The sequence below is a fragment of the Ruegeria sp. YTSC199 genome (genome assembly GCF_059609725.1).
Genome location: NZ_JBXWMF010000032.1, coordinates 1 through 16,015 on the forward strand (window position 1 = coordinate 1; position 16,015 = coordinate 16,015).

Below are 16,015 nucleotides of genomic sequence, written 5' to 3' on the forward strand. Positions count from 1 at the left end.
TCTGCAATCATCTTGTCAGCATTGGTGACGAAGTAAGGCGACAGGTAGCCACGGTCGAACTGCATACCTTCGACAACGTCGGTCTCGGTTTCCAGACCTTTGTTTTCTTCGACGGTGATGACGCCTTCGTTGCCAACCTTCTGCATCGCGTCTGCGATCTGCTGGCCGATTTCGGCTTCGCCGTTGGCCGAGATCGTGCCGACCTGAGCAACTTCTGCCGAGTCCTTCACTTCGCGCGAGGCCGACTTGATGCCTTCAACAACCTTGGCAGTTGCCAGGTCGATGCCGCGCTTCAGGTCCATCGGGTTCAGGCCCGCTGCAACCTGCTTCAGACCTTCTTTGACGATGGCCTGCGCCAGAACGGTCGCGGTGGTGGTGCCGTCACCGGCTTCGTCATTGGTGCGGCTGGCGACTTCTTTCACCATCTGCGCGCCCATGTTTTCGAACTTGTCTTCCAGTTCGATTTCCTTGGCCACTGTCACACCATCCTTGGTGATGCGCGGCGCGCCGAAGGATTTGCTCAGAACCACGTTGCGGCCTTTCGGGCCGAGGGTCACCTTGACCGCGTCGGCCAATGTATTGACCCCGCGCAGCATGCGATTGCGGGCATCGGTAGTAAACTTGACGTCCTTTGCAGCCATTTGGCTTGCTCCTTAGATAACTCTTTGTTGTATCCAGATGTGGTGTCGGGTCAGGCGGCTTTCGCCGCTGCAATATCCTCGATGATCCCCATGATATCGCCTTCTTTCATGATCAGCAGCTCTTCACCGTTGATGCTCACTTCGGTGCCGGACCATTTTCCGAACAGGATACGGTCACCTTCCTTGACTGACATTGCGATCAGCTCGCCATTGTCCTTGCGCGCGCCTTCGCCGGTTGCGACAACTTCGCCTTCGCTGGGTTTTTCTTTCGCGCTGTCGGGAATGATCAGGCCGCCTGCGGTTTTCTCTTCGCTCTCAACGCGACGGACCAGCACACGGTCATGTAGAGGTTTGAATGCCATTCTGAATGCTCCTCAATTGGCGATTCAACAAGTTAGCACTTTCGACTGATGAGTGCTAACGGACGAGATTTTGGGATGTGAAAGCATAGTTTCAAGAGACAAGCTTGAAAAAATTTTTGGCATTGCGAAGTTGCGATATAAACGTTTTTATTCAAAAGCTTAAAAGGTGATCGATTATTGGCGAGTAGGCGCCCAGGTCGACGCCGGATTGTTTTCCGACTACCGGTCGGGACAGGTTCAAACAGCACCACGTGGCACGTACGCAAAGAGCAGAAAACGGCCCGCTGTATGTATTGCTCAACGGAAGGCTGGGCCATGTGCCCACACTGTCAACGAGTATCGCTCGCCCTGCTCAACCGGCGTCACCTGATGTAGCAAGAAGCTCGGAAAGACGGTTGCGCATCCCTGATATCGACTGGCCGTCACGGCGTAGGCATCCGGCATGATTTCCAGGTCACCCCCGTCATACAATCCGGGTTTGCTGAGCTGAACAACCAGCGTCAGTTTCCGTTTTCGAGCGGTGGGACTGTCTCCAATATCGGAGTGCCAGGCGAAATGGCCACCGTCTGAGGCCTTGTAGCAAGCGACCTGCGGGCTTTCGGAGAATTCCCGCAGATCAAAGTCAAACCTATCAGTGTTGGAGCGGCGCACCAAACTTATCAGACGTGCCATTACCCACTCGGTGCCGATGACGTCGTCCAGCCAAGTCACATCGCACTTGCGCAAGTTGTGATCTCTGTTCTGGCCGACCAGCAATGCATCATTTGCCGGGACCCGCTTTGATGAGGCAACAATCTGCTCGCATTCCCGCGCCGTAAAAGCGCCGGGAATTGAATGTACTTCCATCATTCTGAACACCATTTCCAGACTGTTGGTGGATATTGCGACAACGCGCAAGTTTCGCTGCACCGTTTTCGACCAAAGCGTCCGAAAGCGACGTCTTTTTTGCGTTTTAGACAGATAGTTTTGGGGGCCTATCGGCCCCAAGGCTGTGTGCCCATTTATCTGCCATCCATCTTGAATTTCAAAACGGCAAAACCTCGCTGGACCAAAGTTTCCGGCGCATTCAAATCAGGAGTAGCACGATTGCCCTCGACAGACCTGGACCTATTGATCTCCGTCTGGCAGCGTTATTCATCGTTCTAAGTGGTGCGATGAAAGGTCTGATTGTCGAGCAGGAAGTTGAAAAGATCGCAACGACTGTTACAGATCACCTCCTGCGCATGTTTGCCTGGGTGCGCAACTATCTACTGACCTTTGTATCGCTCTATCAACTGGCAGTGATCGCAGTGTCCTGGTTTCTCGCCTTGCTACTGCGGCGGAGGTTCGAACGCGTTGTGGAAAGTCTCAGCCGACAAACGTCGCTTGGGCCGGCGGTGCAGCTTCTTGTTCGCACAGTTGCTGCCATCTCACTGCCCGTGGTCTCGGTCGCTTGGTCTGCGGCCGCGCTTAACGCGGTTGGATTGCTGGATATCGTCACCGAGTGGTTGCGCGATTCCGGGTTTTTACTTGGCCCTGTCACAGTATCAAGCTGGGCAATCGTCAAAGGATTACTGCTGATCTGGTGTGCCAATGCACTCTCGGTTGCCATCGAACGGTGACTTCAGACTGTCGACGGAATGAGTTCTGCGTTGCGGCTGTTGGTGACGCGGTTGCTGCGTATGGTGTTGCAGATAGTGGCGGTAGTCATCGCGCTGCACGCCATTAGTGTTGATCTGACCGCCTTCGCGATTAGCGGGTATCGGCATCGGTCTGGGCCTGCGAAGCACACACGAAAATCTCTTGGCAAGCTATACGCCTCTGGCTGATGAGTCCGTAATGCCCCGCGATGTGATCGAAGTCGAAACCGCTAGCGGCCCGACCTATGGATAGGTTCAGAAGATGACAACCCGCTATGTCGCCTTCCGAACATGGGACGGGACGGAAACGCTCATTCCGAACCAGTTTCTCATTGCCAGTCCGCTGACCACCTCGTCCCATTCCGACAAGCCTACGCGCCGTCGAATCACTGTCGGCATATCTTATGATGCCGATATAGAGCAGGCTCGAAGTTTCTACATCGTGGCCGCCAGGGAAGTGCCGCGGGTGCTGACACCCCCCCCGTACCGGCATGTCTCATGAGAGGGTTTGGCTACAATTCTATCGATTTGGAATTGTGCATCTGGATCAATGATCCCGAAAGCGGCGTTGCCAATATGGCAAGCGAAGTGATGCTGCGGATATGGGAAAATTTCAAAACCAACGGAATAGAAATCCTGTTGACAGCGGCGAAAACAACCCTATCAGGAGGGAAATTCTAGCACGGGATAACCCACATCAGGCGATAATTCTTCTGATGGTAACCCACGAGCCGCTGGTACTGAATGTTGGTCATTTTTCTTGATATCGCGCGTCGCCCCAACAAGGATTAAACCATGGCGCGACAGCTTCTTCCACTGGCCGCTCTTCTATTGGGGTCTGGGTTCCTCCTGCTTGCAGGGGGCATCAATGGTCTGATCTTGCCGATACGGGGAGAACAGGAAGGGTTTTCAGCCGCCTCGCTTGGTCTTCTCGGAACCGGGTGGGCAATTGGATATGTACTGGGCTGTTTGCAAACGCCCTATCTGGTGGCAAAGGTCGGGCATGTTCGATCATTCGGCGTGATGTGCGCATTGGCGGCGATTACGGTGTTGCTGTCGCTTCTTTTCTTGACACCTTGGGTGTGGATTCCGTTACGGGCGCTCTCCGGCTTCTGCTTCGCTGGTGCTGCGATGATTGTGGAAAGCTGGTTGAACGAGCGGGCGGACAGCACTTCGCGCGGGAAGATCTTCGGGATCTACACAATGGTAAACCTCGCGGCGTCGACCGCTGGTCAGATGCTGCTGGTAACAGGTGATACGTCCGGCTATCTCTTCTTTGTTTTGGCCGCCATTGTCTATTGCGCCGCCCTGCTGCCGACTGCAATCTCGGCCGGCGCGGCTCCCGCAGCGCTGGTTAGCGTCTCGCTTGATTTGCCGGGACTTTGGCGCAACTCGCCGGTGGCGGTCTTTTCAGTTTTCATGGTTGGTATCTCCAACGCAGCATTCGGAACACTCGCTGCGGTCTATGCGTCGCGCGTAGGGCTGGATGTGTCTGGTATCGCACTTTTTGCAAGCATACCGATCCTGGCGGGGGCCGTTGCTCAGATCCCGGTGGGATCTCTCTCGGATCGCTTCGATCGAAGGCTTGTTCTCATTGGTGTCGCCGTCATCGCCCTGGTTGCAGATGGGCTATTTGTGCTGTTTGCACCCTCCGAGCAAACAGCTCTGCTACTGCTGGCCGCTGTTTTTGGCGCCACGGTCTTCTCCATGTATCCCGTGATTGTCGCCCACGCGAGCGACCATGCCAAACCCGGAACCTTTATTCAGGTGAGTGGCGGTCTGCTTCTTGTCTATGGAGTTGGGTCTATTGTGGGACCGACTATCGCGGGTTTTGCGATGACGACCATCGGAACGAGCAGCCTGTTCGTGACGACTGCCTCAGCGCATACCTTGCTACTGTTGTTTGCTCTCTTCAGGCTCAGGACTGCACCGCCGGTCGCCGAAGAAGATAAGGTTGCCTTCCAGGCTTCTCCACTACCCAGAGCGGCAACACCGGAGACCGCAAACCTTGCTTCAGAAGAAGAGGTCGGTGCAGAGGAAAACAGAGAGCTTTAGGTGTCAAATGCTCGGTGACATTCCCATTTACAGCCACTTTGAAAGTTTGAAGACGACATAGAGCGCAACACCGATCGTGACCGACCCGAGGGAAAGCGCCCAAAAGGCGAAAGGTGCAATCAGTCCGGGCATGCCTGCCACATTGACACCGAACAAGCCTGTCAGAAACCCAAGCGGAAGAAAGATCGCGGCAACCACGGACAGAAGATAGCCGTTCCTCGCCATCGCGTTGGCATGTTCAGCATCCATCTGGTCCTGCAGAGCCGTCAGGCGATCCCGGCTTGCATCCAACTCTTCGAGTGTTCGACGGGTGCGGTTTGCGGTCTCGTGCAGAAGAATGGACGCACGCTCATCGAGTATTTCCCCCTCAGCCGCTGACAAAGCGTCAAGCGCGTCTCGTTGAGGACTGATATAGCGCCGGAGCTTGATCACGGTCTGGCGCAACCGCGCGATCTGGTCTGGGTTCAGCGTGCCACCGCCAAGGGCCTCTTCCTCAAGAGCGTCCGTATCACCTTCCAGTTCCAGAGAAACCGCTTCGACACGTTTCGTCAGCCTATAAGCGAGCTCGGCCAGAAAGGCACCGACGCTCTTTGGTCCAGCGCCTTTCTCGGCAGCGACCTTGATAGTGTCAGCCGCCCAAACCTTTCTCACACGTGCGGAAACAATAGTTCTTTCTGAGGCCCAGAGTCGCAACGATACCATGTCTTCGGGAGAGGCATTTGGGTTCAAATTGACCCCACGCAGGTTCAGGATGAGTCCGTCTTCATGTGGATCGCATCGCGGTCGTGTTTCCGATTGCAGCAAAGCCTGCGCCGCAATCTCGGGCAGGTGTTCTTTCGCCCATTGCTCCAGACCTTCATCGGCCACGTCGAAATGAAGCCAACGATAGGCGTTTTGACCTTCGGGTACGGGCCCAGGCCAGGCAGACGAGACAGGGGCCGCGTGTCCATCCGTTATGTCGAAGGCACAAATCGGGGTGACGGTTTGAGTGGTCATAGCCATTCCTTTTCCCCTCCGCCGCCAAAGTCAATGCAATTAGACATCTGCCGCGACGGGCTGCGTCACACCGGAACAAGGGCTTTATTCAATGGGCGCAAGGCTTCTAAGAAATGCGATCGCTGTCGGAGAGGTCGCGGCGAGAAAGTGGCCGGGGCTGTCGCCATCGTCGATGCCCGACAGGTCTACCACGTTGATGCCTTGCGCTCGAAGTTCTTCCTGGTCCCGCCCAGTTCCAATCCGTGTGGATGCCCCGCCGGACAATCGACCGGAGACCGACAGCAACAGATCGCTGCTGTTCACCACAACGGTTTTATTGGACGGGCGTGGATTGATTTTTTCAAGTTGCGTCATGAAAGCGGCTTCATCGACATCAGGTGAGATCAGGATAACCCGGTTGAGACGGGAAAGTGTCTTGGCATCGACCGATAATCCTATTTGCCGCAATGCTTCCATGACAAGAAAGCTCCCCATCGAGTGCCCTACAATCGTGAGCTGACCGGGTTGGTCACGTGACAGGTCCACTATCAGTTCTGTGAGCGTGTCACGCGCAGCCAACACACTGTCGCGGTCATAGAGATACCCGGACGGAACACCGCTTGAGGGCCAAGAAAACTGGATCTGATCCCCTTTCAGTTCGTAGTCATGAGCGATCTGGGCGTGCCGAAAAACGGCTTCTGGGAAGCTGGTGTTATAGCCATGGACAAAGAGCGTCACGGGCCCCCGTTGCGAGTTGATCTGCGCGCGAAACTCCTTCGCCCCAGCAAATACCGCGTGCTGGCTCACGACAAAGTGCTGCGCGGGATCCGGGCTGCCATCCGGCCATTCGATGGCTCCAACCTCGTGGGATATCGGGATCGAGACATCCAACTGACCGAAAGACGGCGTTTTGGCCCGGTCTGGTCCAAAGATATCACTGTTTTCCGCCCGACTGCGAAGGGTACTGTAGTAGATGCGCTCCTTACTACCGGAGCTCTCGAACGGAAGTTGCACAAACGTCGGCTCTACGGCGCAGGCCGAGAGTAGCATCAACAACAAGACGGCCCGTTTTATGTGCATTGATACCTCACTATTTGCAATGCGGCGTTGTTTCACCGCCGCGAGTTTGCTTGCCTCGTAATTCTGCGATCCGTGCGAAGGCTCGGATAGGCAAAGTGCGATGCAGCCTTATTGGAATTGCCCGACGTGCTGACGGTTCATGAAGTCCAGCAGGGCGGCTAGCTTCGCGTTACTGTTACTTTGACATGGCCCGTATCCAGTTTGGCGGTTCGTCCATGCGAAGGATCAATTTGCTCAGTTCTGGCTCCTGGACTCGCTGAGCGGCTTTCTTTGGCGTAAACCAGCGCCGCTTTCGCTCGTGTTTTTCATCCCAGTGTTTGCGTAGTTTTCGAACATACATAGGGTAAAGCGTGACAAGGCAATCAATTGTCGTGCCGTTGTCCAGGAGTTTCAGATAACCATAGGTTCCAAGGGGAGTTTTGGAGATAACACCAATGGCTCCTGCCTCTTCCTGCGCTTCGATTTTGGCGGCTGACCATAATGACTTACGTTTCATCAGCCACCCTTTCGGTGGAATCCAGCGCCCCGTGTCCCTGGACGTCACCAATAGGATCTCGAGCTCTAAATCTCGGGACAAACGAAAGGGAAGGGCCGCGACTTGCGCGTGGCGCTCTCCCGCCGTTCCAGAGAATTTTCCTGTTTTACCCATGATCGTTACCATCAATCCGCGTCAGACAATGGATCGGTCTGTCGTGCCCTGTGCCTTGTCGCGCAGTACCCTCAGTTCCAGTTCGTCTTCCTCATGAATAAGCGCCAGGATTTCTTTGCCACTCACGACGGTGAGCGGTTCTCCGCGATGGGTGACGACCAAATTTCGAATGTCGTGTTTGGCCATCAGATTGAGGGCGGTGGAAAGCTTTGAACCCGCTGCACATGTAACTGGTTTCTCGGTCATCCAGTCGTTTACGGACTGCTCATAAAACGCAGAACCGGAATCCGCGAGACACAGCAGCACATCGTGATCCGTAATGATCCCAACCAGCTTCTCATCTCTAAAGACCGCGAGGGCATTCACCTCAAGAAACGCAATTGATACAGCGGCTTCGAACACAGACATGTCGGCGTCGCAGAACGGGCGCCTTTTCAGTTTCTGTGTCTCGACAATGCTTGAGATCGTCATTCTTGTTATTCCTCTGAAAGGAGTGCGCCTGTGCAAAACCAATGATCAAGGCGCAGGGGAAAATCATACCAGTAGGGGCATCATCGCGGTGGCGAGGCTGAGAACAAGGAAGAACCCCGCCATGTCGGTGATTGTTGTAAGCAAGGGGCCGCTTGCGACCGCCGGGTCTTGACCGATGCGCTTCAGCAGCAATGGAAGAACGCCGCCGAGCGACACCGCGATGATGGTGTTCAGACCGAGCGCGCCGCCAATAACCAGCCCCAGAAACGGGTTTCCTTTCCACATCCAGGCCACGACACCGATCAAAAGGCCCAGGACGAACCCGTTGACCACCCCGACCGACACCTCCTTGATCCAAACGCGCATGGCATCAATGGGCCGCAAAAGGCCCAGGGACAGCTCGCGCATGCTGACGGCAACGGCCTGGTTGCCCGAGCAACCACTCATGTCCGACACCATCGGGAGAAACACGGCAAGCGCGATCACGGCAGCAAGGGTCTCTTCATAGGCCGAGATCACGCTGGCCGCGATGACGTTGAGAACAATGTTGGCCGAGAGCCATTGAAGCCGCCGTCGTGCTCGAAGCCGCAGAGGCATCGACCGCAGTTCGTCTCCGAAGACCCCCTGACGTTTCAGACTGGCCGATTCCGCGCGCTCCAGCAGGGCTTCATCAACCGCGGACCGTGAGATGACACCAACCAGATGCCCGTCCGTTTCGATAACGGGTAACCCCAGGAACGGGTGTTCATCGAAGAGGTCTTCCAGTTCCTCCAGCGGCATGGTGGCAGGAACAGTGATGGGTGGCACCGTGATGTCCGTGAGACGTGCGCTACGACGGGTGGACAAGAGGCCACGCAGCGAGACCACACCAATTGGTACGCCATTGGCATTCAAAACATAAGGGTGCTGACCTCGGTAACGTTCGAGATCGAATTCCTCATCGGCAAACCGTCTTAGCACTTTTCCAACTGTATCGGTTTCGGAAAAGGTGAAGGCCTCTGCGACCATGAGGCCGCCAGCAACGTCGTCCTCATACTCCACCAATCGGCGAACGTCCGCAGCATCTTCAGGGTTCATCCGCGCGAGGATCGCCTCGGCGTCTGCGTCTTCGAGTTCACCGATGACATCGGCCTGAACATCCGAATCCAGCTCTTCGATGACCTCTGCGGCCTGCTCCGTCACCATATGCTCAACCAGATCGACTGCCAGCGCATTCGGCGCTTCTTCAACGAGGTCGGCGGCAACTTCTGGTGGTAGCAACGACAGCGCGATGCTCCGCTGTTCGATCGGCAGATTGAGCAATTCGCGCAGCGCGTCACTCAAGGGCAGCGGATCAAGCAGGATTGCCAACGCAGCCCCGTCCCGTTCCGACAGCGCTTGCTGCAGCTGCGCTTCCATTTCCCGAGGTAAAGTGTCTGTGTCGCTCATGATTGATTCAAAGTTGGAGTTTCTGGCCAATACAGGCGGTATAGCAGTTTTTATTTGGCTATAGACAATATTTTTACACTAGTATAGGCAATAATCATGCACGCAACACATTGGATATCTTCGACGGCCGGGCATTTGGCAGCGCTGTATGATCGCGAGTTCGGCGGCAAGGCAAGCGGCCGGTACCGCATTCCCGACAAACTGGTGCGCCGTATCGCCGGGCGAAAACGTTTGTATGAAGAGGATATCCGTGCGCTGTCCGCCGCGCTTTTCGAACTGGGATATGTTTTGATCGATATGGATACGTTTTACGTCGTGATGAGTGCCAACTCATTTGTGAATTACCGCCGTGCCAACGATGATTGCGTGAGATAGCTGCCATGGTCAAACACCCGCGGACCCCGGAAATCATAGGTTGGCGCGAACGCATCAGCCTGCCCGAGTTCGGAATAGAGAATATCCCGGCCAAGATAGACACGGGTGCAAGAACCGCAGCGCTCCACGCCGTCGATCAGACGGTCTTCGAGATTGACGGGGAGCGATGGGTCGAGTTCATGATACCAGTTCAAAACCGTCGGTCGGCAAATCGAGTGCGCACGCGGGTTGTCGATGAGCGCGAAATCAAGAATACCGGTGGTGTCCCGGAACTCCGATTGATTGTTCGCACGCTGCTCTTGCTTGGACCGTACCGCTGGCATATCGATGTTTCGCTGGCCAATCGCGCCAAAATGGAGTTCGATCTCATCCTCGGTCGCACGGCCATTCGGCGCCGCGGAATTCTTGTCGATCCGGGCCACTCCTATTTGCTGGGGGCTCGAAAAACGCCGACCAAAATCAAGAACAATACGACACTCAAGGTTACAAAGGGACAACGCGAATGAAACTGATCATGCTCGCTCGAAACCCTGACCTCTACTCACATCGTCGTCTCAAGGAAGCCGCAGAGCAGCGTGGACATGAGCTTGATATCGTGAACACCCTTCGCTGCTATATGAATATCGCGTCGCGGAGACCCGAGGTTTACTATGACGGTAAGAAGCTTGGGCGTTATGACGCGGTGATCCCCCGGATCGGAGCATCGGTCACCTTCTATGGGTTGGCCGTGCTACGACAGTTCGAGATCATGGGGGTCTTTCCACTCAACGAGTCAGTGGCGATTGGCAGATCGCGCGACAAGCTGCGCTCCATGCAGCTCATGGCACGGGACGGCATTGGCCTGCCGGTAACGACGTTCGCTCATGATCCGAAGCAAACCGGAGAAGTTCTCAAGCTTGCGGGCGACGCACCATTGGTGGTCAAGCTTCTTGAAGGGACGCAAGGCATTGGAGTTGTCCTTGCTGATTCAAACCGATCAGCCAAATCTGTTGTCGAGGCCTTTCGCGGCGCAAAGGTCAACATCATGGTGCAGGAATTCATCAAAGAAGCAGGTGGCACCGATATCCGAGCTCTTGTGGTTGGTGGAAAAGTCATTGCGACAATGCAAAGGACGGGTGCCGAGGGTGAGTTTCGATCCAATCTACATCGGGGAGGAAGCGCCAAGTCCATCAAGATCTCTCCCGAGGAACGCTCCACAGCTGTACGAGCGGCCAAGACGATGGGGCTGAATGTCTGCGGTGTAGATATGCTGCGCGCTAATCACGGGGCGGTGGTCATGGAGGTGAATTCCTCACCCGGATTGGAAGGGGTGGAAAAGGCGACCGGGATCGATGTTGCGGGCAAGATCATCGAGTTCCTGGAAAAGAACGCCACCAAGGGAAACACCAAGACACGCGGGCGTGGATAAAGGCTATGCGCGAGCCTTTTGAAATCGGCGGCTTCAGCGTCCCGGCAGGAACGCGGGCCACGCTGGACCTGCCGGTGAGCGTGATGTCCGATCATACCCCGGTGAGCATGTCAGTGCATGTGGTTCATGGCCGCCGCCCAGGACCAGTCCTGTTTGTCAGCGCGGCAATTCATGGCGATGAGGTGATCGGCGTCGAAATCGCACGGCGATTGCTACGGGCACCTCAACTCGACAAGATCGCGGGCACGTTGCTGGTTGTGCCCATCGTAAACGCGTTCGGCTTCATGACCCAATCCCGGTACCTTCCGGACAGGCGCGACCTGAACCGGTCTTTTCCCGGTAGCGAGGGCGGATCATTGGCGGGCCGCCTCGCACATATCTTCATGACCGAAATTGTTGAGCGTTCCGATCTCGGTATCGATCTTCATTCTGCCGCTATTCACCGCACCAACCTGCCTCAAATTCGAGTTTCTCCTGCCTCGGATGCGACGATCAGATACGCTGATGCGTTCGGTGCACCGGTCGTCATGATTTCCAAGTTGCGCGACGGGTCCTTACGAAAGGCGGCACAAGAACTCGGCGTCGATGTGTTGCTGTTCGAAGGTGGCGAAGGGCTTCGTTTTGACGAGCTTTCGGCGCGGGCGGGACTCGCAGGTATTCTTCGGGTCATGAACGCCATGGGCATGGTTGCCAAGCGTGGCATCGCTACCGTGCGTGAGGCGCCGGTTCACGCAAGAACGAGTTCCTGGGTGCGCGCTCCGGTCGGTGGTTTGCTAAGAACATTCAAGGCAGCGGGCGAATATGTAGAGGTCGGCGACTTGCTCGGCCGGATCTCGGATCCGTTTGGTGAAATCAGAATGGACGTTCTTGGAGAAGCGGACGGCATCATTGTGGGCCGCACCAATTTGCCATTTGTGCACGAGGGCGACGCCTTGTTTCATATCGCCAAAACGACGAGCGCAGATGTTGAAATGCGGGTGGACATGATCGCCAATCAGCTCGACGGTGATCCAATGTTCGATGAGGACGAGATCATTTAGGTGGCCTGAATGTGAGAGCGCGGGGCAGTTGCCCGCCCCGCGCCAGTTTACGAGACCGCTCGCAATCCGCGGCTCGCCATTACCTCCCATACGGTGAGCGCGATCAGCGCCGATCCCGTTAGCCATGCATTGGCCGTTGCCACAATGTGGCCGGTGAAGTTCAGCGCTGCCGGTGCGACGATTAAAGAAGCCCCCAGTGCCGATACCGGAGCCACCCGTGCGAGAAGGTGGCTCCGGCCGTCAGCGCCGGACAGGACCAGAACACCAATGCCAATTGCCATGAAGGCAAGAGCTTCAAGTTCAGCCATGCCCTGCAACAGGGTTTCCTCACGGAAAAGGATAAAGGGGGACAGAACTAACCAGATACCCATCGCGGCAAGCAGCCATTTATAGGACGGGATGGGCTTCCTCATAACCGTGACAACCTTTGCTTACTGATCCCCTGCGGGACCAGGGAGAAGCTCTGCATCAACGGCGGCAACCAATTCGTCGTCATTGATGAAACCATCGGCATTCGCGTCGATCTCCAGGAAGAGATCATCCGAGACTTCAGGATACTTGGTCTGAAGCTCTGCCAGCGACGCCAGGCCATCACCGTCCATGTCAAGATCAGCGGGCATGGCGAATACCGGAACAGCAAACAGCGAAGAGAGAAGAGCAACAATAGAAACTCGACTCATTTTGTTTTCTCCATGAGAAAATGGGCTTCTTGCCCATTGTGGGGTTGGTGCAGCGCTCCGGTGTTGGTGGCAAATCTACAGGATTCAGATTGCAACGGTCCCTCAGCTCGGGATCTCCACTACAAAATGAGAACTGTTGATTAGCGTTCCGATCTGGTGGGGGCACTTTCGCGCTACGTTGGGAATATGGCACAAAGGTATCGTGTTGAATAACGAATTATTCTCGCGGATAATATCGGAAATTCGAATAGGTGGCCCATGGACATTGAACTTGCTCGAACGTTCCTCGCGGTGGTTGAAACCGGTACATTCTTCGACGCTGCCAACAAAGTCCATGTCACGCAATCGACAGTGAGCATGCGGATTCGAACGCTCGAGCAGCAACTTGGTCAGCCTGTGTTCGAACGTGGTAAGTCGGGCGCAACCCTGACCATTGCAGGGCGGCATTTCCTCAAACATGCTCAGGTTCTGGTGCGCACCTGGACACAGGCAAAGTTGGACGCTGGTCTCCCAGCCTCTATGGCCGCAGCGTTGGAAATCGGCGCGGCGCCGAGCCTCTGGGACGGGTATCTCATCAAGGCCTTACCCGAGTTGATGGAAGCGCTGCCGGACGTCGCTGTCAGAGCCTCGGCGGCCTCCTCCGAATCGCTGTCTCGCGAGATCGAAGAGGGCATCCTCGACCTCGCCGTCATGTACCGACCGCGGAACGCTTCGGGCTTGTCCGCACTTCAACTCTTTGAGGATGAGTTCGTGCTGGTCAGCAGCGGCCCGGATGCAGAGCCCGCCGCTCTGGGCAACGCTTACATCCTGATAGACTGGGGTCCAGAATTCCGAGCTGACCATTTTCTGAACTTTCCGGAGCTTGACGCACCGCGCCTCCAGCTGGGCATCGGAACCCTGGGCCTGCAGTATCTGAAGTCTGTTCCTGCAGCTGGCTATTTCCCCAGGCGCGTGATCGAAACGGAGCTCCAGGACGGGTGGCTTAAGTTGATCGAGCCAGCACCAAGGTTTGCCTACGCGGCTTATGCGGTGTTTGATGAGAGCGAGGTGGATGGATTCCCAGGTCAGGCCGCGCGACGGCTTAGCGACGCAGCAACGTCGCTTGGACTTGCATAACACCGTTGGTAGATGTCACCGTGCCTTTAATTACTGGACGCAGATACATTCTTGGACAATTGACCCGATTTTGTGACCCTGGCACTCGGTTATCCACAGACCAGTGGTGGCTATCAAAAAGGTGTGATCAGCACATCTGAGCAACTCCACTCGGTCCGCAGATACCCGACTAAGACAAGTTCGGCCAGCGGTTTCATCCAGCCAGTGGTGCGGTTCAGATTACGGACCTCGCGAGAGAGTTCAACTTGAGCGCAAGCGAGGTCGTTGAGCAACCGGATGTCACCGTGATCAAAGATTGGGGAACAGGTATCCTTGAGTGCGGCTAAAACGCTCTGCTTCGTCTTTGAATAAGCTCGCGGCTGCATGTTTCACATAATTTACCTTACGCCGCGTTAGCCTGAAGCAGCAAAGTTAAAATGTCCCACATTAGCAAAGTAGAAGTGTCACACTTCTTTGTCGAGCAGGCAGGATTGGAGTGTGGCGGTGGGATTGGTTGTCATGAGCGAACGCGAGCTTAATCGTATTGAAGTGCTGAGCCAGGTTTCCCAAGGCCGAATGACGGTGGTTACCGCCGCAAATGTTCTGAACTGAGCAGCAGAAAGGTTTGAGGATTTATTGGCTGCGAGGGGCGTGTTCGTCGGCCGGGAAGCAGTTCGGCTGTATATCATTCGCTTCGGTCAACACTTTGCGGATTGCAACCGACCCAAAACAGACGATGATGAGAGCGTTTCGACTGTTTCACGAACAATTTTTTGCCTGCCCCAAGGAACTGGGCTTCAGACCCAATGAATAAGTTCGCTGGTCCAAGGTTCTGTCCTTTCAGCTCGTTCTGCTTTCTCAGGAGAACTGCCTACAAGATCAGACCGTTGCGTTTGCGACCGGATTGACCGACCTGGACAAAGAGTGGCCCTGACCGTTTCGGTGGCCTGGCAACAACACATCCCATTGCGGATGGGGTGTTTGGCCGTTCCATCAGACTGGCATGGCGCGACAGTGATCCGCGCACGGGGTCGCTTGAACATTTCGGGACTGTCATTCAGACCCTTGTGGCTGCCCCGGAAATGGCGCGGTATTTGAACGGAAAAACTTAGAGCCTGACCAACCAAGGAGAAGGCAAATTAGCGTTTCTTTGAGGGCAAGCGTGCAAGACGCCATCAAAGAAACGCCGTTGGTCTGTCACTGCAGGGATTCCAGATAGGCCAGCAGGTCTGAGATTTGCTCCGGTTTCTTTATTCCGGGGAAGGACATTTTCGTGCCCGGCAGGTACTTTTTGGGAGACGCCAGGAACCCGGATAAGTGTTCTTCATCCCAAACAAATCCGGCTTCCCCCATCGCTTTTGAGTATTTGTAACCCTCAACGGCGCCAGCTTCTCGGCCCCAAACGCCAAACATCGTTGGACCTACCTTTTTCTTACCTTCGTCAACTGCATGACATGCGGCACATTTTTTGAAAACTTTTTCGCCTGCCGCCGCGTCGCCTTCTGCGGCAACGTTTTGAGCACCCGCCAGCACTATTGTGATAGCCACAAGAATACCCCTCATGAGATCGTTCCTTCCTTTTGATTACAGATAGTTGAGAGTTCAGACTTGGACCGAAACTTCAGTCGGTCTTGTTTTTCGGAACAGGTTGCGCATTTCCCGAATGCCAGCCCAGAAAAGAAAACCGATCTTCAGCAGTTCAGCGGCGACGTAGAGCAGATGCAATGAGCTGTCCTCGACTGGTTGACCCGCGATGATCAATAGCGTTCGCGCGTTCAGCAAAGGTAGGAGCCAAAGCCTTTGAAACCCAAACACGCAAAGGGCGGCAATTAATGGCAAAGACGGTTTCTGCCGGGACGACAGAAGAAGAACTACAATCAACAGCGCACAAAACGCTTCGAATACGCCAATCCACAGGAACTGCATCCGCCCAACGTCCAAGGCGACCGGCAATATCAATGACGGGGCTTGGAACTTGGCCGGAGCCGCAATCAAGTTACCGCTAATTGCAGCGCCCATCCAAACAGAGATAGTCGCAATGAGTGCAATGCGCGCGGCCTCAAAAAGTGGCTCGGCATTGGCCAGTCGGCTTTTAGAGACGGAGATTTTGACAGGTTGTGTCACGCTCATGATCGCG

At 55.4% G+C, this 16,015-nt stretch carries 20 protein-coding genes and 1 pseudogene; 9 read left to right on the top strand and 12 right to left on the bottom strand.

Translation table 11 applies throughout. The features are described from left to right. From AC2FEE_RS21885 to AC2FEE_RS21895, 3 genes are all read right to left on the bottom strand, one after another. A partial coding sequence (locus AC2FEE_RS21885) for a TCP-1/cpn60 chaperonin family protein (protein ID WP_496867489.1) occupies window positions 1-641 on the bottom strand: 641 nt, incomplete at its 3' end. Between the two features lie 50 nt (window positions 642-691). After that, window positions 692-1,003, bottom strand: coding sequence for a co-chaperone GroES (gene groES, locus AC2FEE_RS21890; RefSeq protein ID WP_496867491.1), 312 nt, complete (start codon window positions 1,001-1,003; stop codon window positions 692-694). Between the two features lie 297 nt (window positions 1,004-1,300). Then, window positions 1,301-1,852, bottom strand: coding sequence for a 2OG-Fe(II) oxygenase (locus AC2FEE_RS21895; protein WP_496867492.1), 552 nt, complete (start codon window positions 1,850-1,852; stop codon window positions 1,301-1,303). A 305-nt stretch (window positions 1,853-2,157) separates the two neighbouring features. Here AC2FEE_RS21895 and AC2FEE_RS21900 point away from each other — a divergent pair, with 305 nt between their 5' ends. The 4 genes and pseudogenes from AC2FEE_RS21900 to AC2FEE_RS21915 all read left to right on the top strand — a co-directional run bounded on the left by AC2FEE_RS21900 (window position 2,158) and on the right by AC2FEE_RS21915 (window position 4,677). Then, entirely contained in the window at window positions 2,158-2,604 is a 447-nt protein-coding gene (locus tag AC2FEE_RS21900; protein WP_496867494.1) for a hypothetical protein, read from the top strand. An 18-nt stretch (window positions 2,605-2,622) separates the two neighbouring features. After that, window positions 2,623-2,811: a hypothetical protein gene (locus tag AC2FEE_RS21905; protein ID WP_496867495.1), complete on the top strand. Its 189-nt coding sequence runs from the start codon at window positions 2,623-2,625 to the stop codon at window positions 2,809-2,811. A gap of 297 nt (window positions 2,812-3,108) precedes the next feature. Then, window positions 3,109-3,303 (top strand): annotated as a pseudogene (locus tag AC2FEE_RS21910) (mechanosensitive ion channel family protein); the annotation flags it as partial. A 114-nt stretch (window positions 3,304-3,417) separates the two neighbouring features. Then, window positions 3,418-4,677 carry an MFS transporter gene (locus AC2FEE_RS21915; RefSeq protein ID WP_496867496.1) on the top strand — a complete coding sequence of 420 codons (1,260 nt, stop codon included), beginning with the start codon at window positions 3,418-3,420 and terminating at the stop codon, window positions 4,675-4,677. Between the two features lie 27 nt (window positions 4,678-4,704). Here the strand turns inward: AC2FEE_RS21915 and AC2FEE_RS21920 are convergent, their stop codons facing one another. From AC2FEE_RS21920 to mgtE, 5 genes are all read right to left on the bottom strand, one after another. Next, window positions 4,705-5,679 carry a zinc transporter ZntB gene (locus AC2FEE_RS21920; RefSeq protein WP_496867497.1) on the bottom strand — a complete coding sequence of 325 codons (975 nt, stop codon included), beginning with the start codon at window positions 5,677-5,679 and terminating at the stop codon, window positions 4,705-4,707. A 78-nt stretch (window positions 5,680-5,757) separates the two neighbouring features. Further along, a complete protein-coding gene (locus AC2FEE_RS21925; protein WP_496867498.1) occupies window positions 5,758-6,732 on the bottom strand; it encodes an alpha/beta hydrolase in 975 nt (324 codons plus the stop codon). Between the two features lie 175 nt (window positions 6,733-6,907). Beyond that, the gene (locus AC2FEE_RS21930; protein ID WP_496867499.1) at window positions 6,908-7,381 is read right to left on the bottom strand and encodes an NUDIX hydrolase; all 474 of its coding nucleotides are present in this window, start codon (window positions 7,379-7,381) and stop codon (window positions 6,908-6,910) included. 21 nt (window positions 7,382-7,402) lie between these two features. Beyond that, on the bottom strand, window positions 7,403-7,852 hold the full coding sequence (locus tag AC2FEE_RS21935) for a CBS domain-containing protein (RefSeq protein WP_496867501.1): 450 nt from the start codon (window positions 7,850-7,852) through the stop codon (window positions 7,403-7,405). A gap of 63 nt (window positions 7,853-7,915) precedes the next feature. Then, on the bottom strand, window positions 7,916-9,280 hold the full coding sequence (mgtE, locus tag AC2FEE_RS21940; RefSeq protein ID WP_496867502.1) for a magnesium transporter: 1,365 nt from the start codon (window positions 9,278-9,280) through the stop codon (window positions 7,916-7,918). 135 nt (window positions 9,281-9,415) lie between these two features. Here mgtE and AC2FEE_RS21945 point away from each other — a divergent pair, with 135 nt between their 5' ends. Genes AC2FEE_RS21945 through AC2FEE_RS21960 form a run of 4 tightly spaced genes read left to right on the top strand, consistent with a single transcriptional unit; the run spans window position 9,416 to window position 12,103 of the window. Next, window positions 9,416-9,655 (top strand): hypothetical protein, encoded by a 240-nt coding sequence (locus tag AC2FEE_RS21945; protein ID WP_496867504.1) that lies wholly within the window; start codon window positions 9,416-9,418, stop codon window positions 9,653-9,655. A 5-nt stretch (window positions 9,656-9,660) separates the two neighbouring features. Then, entirely contained in the window at window positions 9,661-10,161 is a 501-nt protein-coding gene (locus tag AC2FEE_RS21950; protein ID WP_496867506.1) for an ATP-dependent zinc protease family protein, read from the top strand. After that, a complete protein-coding gene (rimK, locus tag AC2FEE_RS21955; protein WP_496867507.1) occupies window positions 10,158-11,063 on the top strand; it encodes a 30S ribosomal protein S6--L-glutamate ligase in 906 nt (301 codons plus the stop codon). Before AC2FEE_RS21950 ends, rimK begins: the two co-directional genes overlap by 4 nt. Before the next feature lie 5 nt (window positions 11,064-11,068). Next, on the top strand, window positions 11,069-12,103 hold the full coding sequence (locus tag AC2FEE_RS21960) for a succinylglutamate desuccinylase/aspartoacylase family protein (protein WP_496867508.1): 1,035 nt from the start codon (window positions 11,069-11,071) through the stop codon (window positions 12,101-12,103). Between the two features lie 47 nt (window positions 12,104-12,150). Here AC2FEE_RS21960 and AC2FEE_RS21965 read toward each other — a convergent pair whose 3' ends face one another. Together AC2FEE_RS21965 and AC2FEE_RS21970 are read right to left on the bottom strand one after the other, a co-directional pair. Further along, window positions 12,151-12,516, bottom strand: a complete 366-nt coding sequence (locus AC2FEE_RS21965) for an SPW repeat domain-containing protein (protein ID WP_496867510.1) — start codon at window positions 12,514-12,516, stop codon at window positions 12,151-12,153. An 18-nt stretch (window positions 12,517-12,534) separates the two neighbouring features. Continuing rightward, entirely contained in the window at window positions 12,535-12,783 is a 249-nt protein-coding gene (locus AC2FEE_RS21970; protein ID WP_496867511.1) for an EF-hand domain-containing protein, read from the bottom strand. Between the two features lie 258 nt (window positions 12,784-13,041). On the opposite strand from AC2FEE_RS21970, the gene AC2FEE_RS21975 reads away from it, so the two are divergent. Continuing rightward, complete coding sequence (locus tag AC2FEE_RS21975) at window positions 13,042-13,899, top strand: LysR family transcriptional regulator (RefSeq protein ID WP_496867513.1); 858 nt, start codon at window positions 13,042-13,044, stop codon at window positions 13,897-13,899. A gap of 1,176 nt (window positions 13,900-15,075) precedes the next feature. On the opposite strand, the gene AC2FEE_RS21980 is transcribed toward AC2FEE_RS21975, so the two are convergent. Both AC2FEE_RS21980 and AC2FEE_RS21985 read right to left on the bottom strand, forming a co-directional pair. Further along, the gene (locus tag AC2FEE_RS21980) at window positions 15,076-15,411 is read right to left on the bottom strand and encodes a c-type cytochrome (RefSeq protein ID WP_496867515.1); all 336 of its coding nucleotides are present in this window, start codon (window positions 15,409-15,411) and stop codon (window positions 15,076-15,078) included. A gap of 69 nt (window positions 15,412-15,480) precedes the next feature. Beyond that, a complete protein-coding gene (locus AC2FEE_RS21985; protein WP_496867517.1) occupies window positions 15,481-16,008 on the bottom strand; it encodes a hypothetical protein in 528 nt (175 codons plus the stop codon). Window positions 16,009-16,015 lie beyond the last annotated feature (7 nt).

What these genes read in the sequence shown, in the direction of transcription:
- AC2FEE_RS21965 (WP_496867510.1), bottom strand. Translation starts at nt 12,516, where the DNA reads ATGAGGAAGCCCATCCCGTCCTATAAATGGCTGCTTGCCGCGATGGGT.
- groES (WP_496867491.1), bottom strand. Translation starts at nt 1,003, where the DNA reads ATGGCATTCAAACCTCTACATGACCGTGTGCTGGTCCGTCGCGTTGAG.
- AC2FEE_RS21970 (WP_496867511.1), bottom strand. Translation starts at nt 12,783, where the DNA reads ATGAGTCGAGTTTCTATTGTTGCTCTTCTCTCTTCGCTGTTTGCTGTT.
- AC2FEE_RS21895 (WP_496867492.1), bottom strand. Translation starts at nt 1,852, where the DNA reads ATGATGGAAGTACATTCAATTCCCGGCGCTTTTACGGCGCGGGAATGC.
- rimK (WP_496867507.1), top strand. Translation starts at nt 10,158, where the DNA reads ATGAAACTGATCATGCTCGCTCGAAACCCTGACCTCTACTCACATCGT.
- AC2FEE_RS21985 (WP_496867517.1), bottom strand. Translation starts at nt 16,008, where the DNA reads ATGAGCGTGACACAACCTGTCAAAATCTCCGTCTCTAAAAGCCGACTG.
- AC2FEE_RS21905 (WP_496867495.1), top strand. Translation starts at nt 2,623, where the DNA reads ATGAGTTCTGCGTTGCGGCTGTTGGTGACGCGGTTGCTGCGTATGGTG.
- AC2FEE_RS21935 (WP_496867501.1), bottom strand. Translation starts at nt 7,852, where the DNA reads ATGACGATCTCAAGCATTGTCGAGACACAGAAACTGAAAAGGCGCCCG.
- AC2FEE_RS21915 (WP_496867496.1), top strand. Translation starts at nt 3,418, where the DNA reads ATGGCGCGACAGCTTCTTCCACTGGCCGCTCTTCTATTGGGGTCTGGG.
- AC2FEE_RS21960 (WP_496867508.1), top strand. Translation starts at nt 11,069, where the DNA reads ATGCGCGAGCCTTTTGAAATCGGCGGCTTCAGCGTCCCGGCAGGAACG.
- AC2FEE_RS21975 (WP_496867513.1), top strand. Translation starts at nt 13,042, where the DNA reads ATGGACATTGAACTTGCTCGAACGTTCCTCGCGGTGGTTGAAACCGGT.
- AC2FEE_RS21925 (WP_496867498.1), bottom strand. Translation starts at nt 6,732, where the DNA reads ATGCACATAAAACGGGCCGTCTTGTTGTTGATGCTACTCTCGGCCTGC.
- mgtE (WP_496867502.1), bottom strand. Translation starts at nt 9,280, where the DNA reads ATGAGCGACACAGACACTTTACCTCGGGAAATGGAAGCGCAGCTGCAG.
- AC2FEE_RS21920 (WP_496867497.1), bottom strand. Translation starts at nt 5,679, where the DNA reads ATGGCTATGACCACTCAAACCGTCACCCCGATTTGTGCCTTCGACATA.
- AC2FEE_RS21930 (WP_496867499.1), bottom strand. Translation starts at nt 7,381, where the DNA reads ATGGGTAAAACAGGAAAATTCTCTGGAACGGCGGGAGAGCGCCACGCG.
- AC2FEE_RS21950 (WP_496867506.1), top strand. Translation starts at nt 9,661, where the DNA reads ATGGTCAAACACCCGCGGACCCCGGAAATCATAGGTTGGCGCGAACGC.
- AC2FEE_RS21900 (WP_496867494.1), top strand. Translation starts at nt 2,158, where the DNA reads ATGAAAGGTCTGATTGTCGAGCAGGAAGTTGAAAAGATCGCAACGACT.